At 41.5% G+C, this 1,965-nt stretch carries 2 protein-coding genes; both read right to left on the reverse strand.

The annotated features are described in order from the left end of the window. Window positions 1-108 precede the first annotated feature (108 nt). Window positions 109-582 (reverse strand): hypothetical protein, encoded by a 474-nt coding sequence (locus QB898_RS12955; RefSeq protein WP_279525284.1) that lies wholly within the window; start codon window positions 580-582, stop codon window positions 109-111. A gap of 846 nt (window positions 583-1,428) precedes the next feature. Beyond that, window positions 1,429-1,965 (reverse strand): hypothetical protein (locus QB898_RS12960; protein ID WP_279525285.1); only part of this gene is annotated, 537 nt, incomplete at its 5' end.

Consider the following 1,965-nt stretch of genomic DNA (forward strand, 5'->3'; position numbering starts at 1 on the left):
CGGTGATGCCCTTCAGGATCTGCTCGCGCTGGCTTTCGGGCGCAGCCTGCGCGCGCTCCAGCGTCTGTTTGGTTTCTTCCATCCGGGCCTTGAGCATTTATATTTAAGTCAATCAATAATTACAAGAAAAAAGCCTAAACTATATATAAGCAATGCTCTTTTATTGGACATTTTATAAAATTCATAAAAATTGGAATCAACATATTTTTTGAATGTCTCAACAATGTATCCCATTAGTGTTATAAAAATACATTGCCAGATAACATAGTAGCTGTTGTCTAACTTCCAGAAGATAGCTGCAGACAATGCGGATTCAGCGTATAGAAATAATATGGCGTCAATATGCCACTTTCCTTTCATTTGATTAATTATGTGTTCTCTCGCTGGCATGCTAGCATCCCTCAATGAAGGATTGGTATATATCTTTTGCGGTGCCTGTAAAAAATAGAGCCATGGCCGTCGATAAATCTTTTGCGGACCGCAGAGATGCGAATCCGGGCAATATGTTTCCAATAAATTTGCCAATTGCCCTGTAACACCCCTCCAAGAAGAAGTGCGAGTATGTCCATATCCCAAGTCCAATTACAGCGAGCTTGCCAGCCAAACTCAGTCCTGCAAATGCAACTCCAAGCATTGGAATGCCGAACGAGATAAATGTTAAGATGGCTCCACCAAGCAATATAAATAGCGATGACATCCCCACGATTACCAAGAACCATAAGAAAAATAATAGTGCATGCGTGAAAATGGTGAATAGGATGCCACCGTTTCCACTCCCTTCTATCAGATAAGGCCCGTATCCTGATCAATGACGATGTAGCCCAACCCCTTCCATCTATGCCTATTGCTGCTTTGCTTTCCTCATGCGAGATCACTTCTTTTCTTACATTGACAGCATTTTAATTTTACAAGCAATCTCCCTATCTATGGTCAGCTTCGTCAGCGCCGTGGCGGCCGCTTATTACAAGCTTTCGATCTTGTTATTAAATATTATTAAGGGCGAATCAAACAAGCGTAAAAAAATGAGAACAAACAATACGATCGATAGATTCATCGCCGCCGATATTTGCATATTACACAGGCAAAGCAATACCGCGAACGAATGCGACAACAATATAAAAATGAAAGCTTTCATCATCTTTTTTATTAGCGCCCAAAATATAATACATACAAGCGTCAATACGTATAAGAAATAGATAATTACTGGTTTGTCAATAATGTATTTCGTGCATATAATATAATCAATACAACAAGCCAATAAACATAATTGAATAACAGGTTCTCTAAAGATAGCCGTCAATATCTGTTTAATCAACTTGATCGTAAGATCAGGCCTTGATCTTCTTGACGCGGACGTCTGCTTCAAGAGAAACTGACTGAAAAAGAGTGCATCCAATGTCGCATGATAGATGATATATGCAAGCAGCTTCATCCGCCTATCTCCAAAGGATCCTTATTAAAAAGACATTGAAGTGGCGTATCTCCTCCCAAAGTATCCAAACTTATTCCCAGTATACTGAGAATTATTCCCGTTAATTTCCCTGCGATTTCTCCAATGCCAAATGCAGCAAAGACGCCATATGCGGAAAGCATATACCCTAGTCCGCCTGTGAAACATTTAATTTTTGTAGTTTGATCTGCTGCACTGCCGCTATGTAACCATGACGCTAGTGAAGCGACATATACGGTCAGGATAGGAACAATTATGGCCAAGGTTATTGCTATTGAAGCAATTCCTATTGGACCTGTCATTATTGCAGCGGCAGCATCATTCAAGAGGGTCAAGATTACAGCGCCCGCCCCCACTCCTAAAAGAAAGGCTACAGCCCCATTCCCGCTCCCCTCAATCAAATAAGCCCCCGCTCCGGTTTCCGGATCAATAACAATATATCCAAATCCCTTCCACCCGTGCTTGTTGATGCTCTTCTCATGCACGGTCACTTCCTTGCCAGCATTGACGGCATT

The organism is Ottowia cancrivicina, from assembly GCF_029813755.1.
Lineage (GTDB): Bacteria > Pseudomonadota > Gammaproteobacteria > Burkholderiales > Burkholderiaceae_C > Ottowia > Ottowia massiliensis.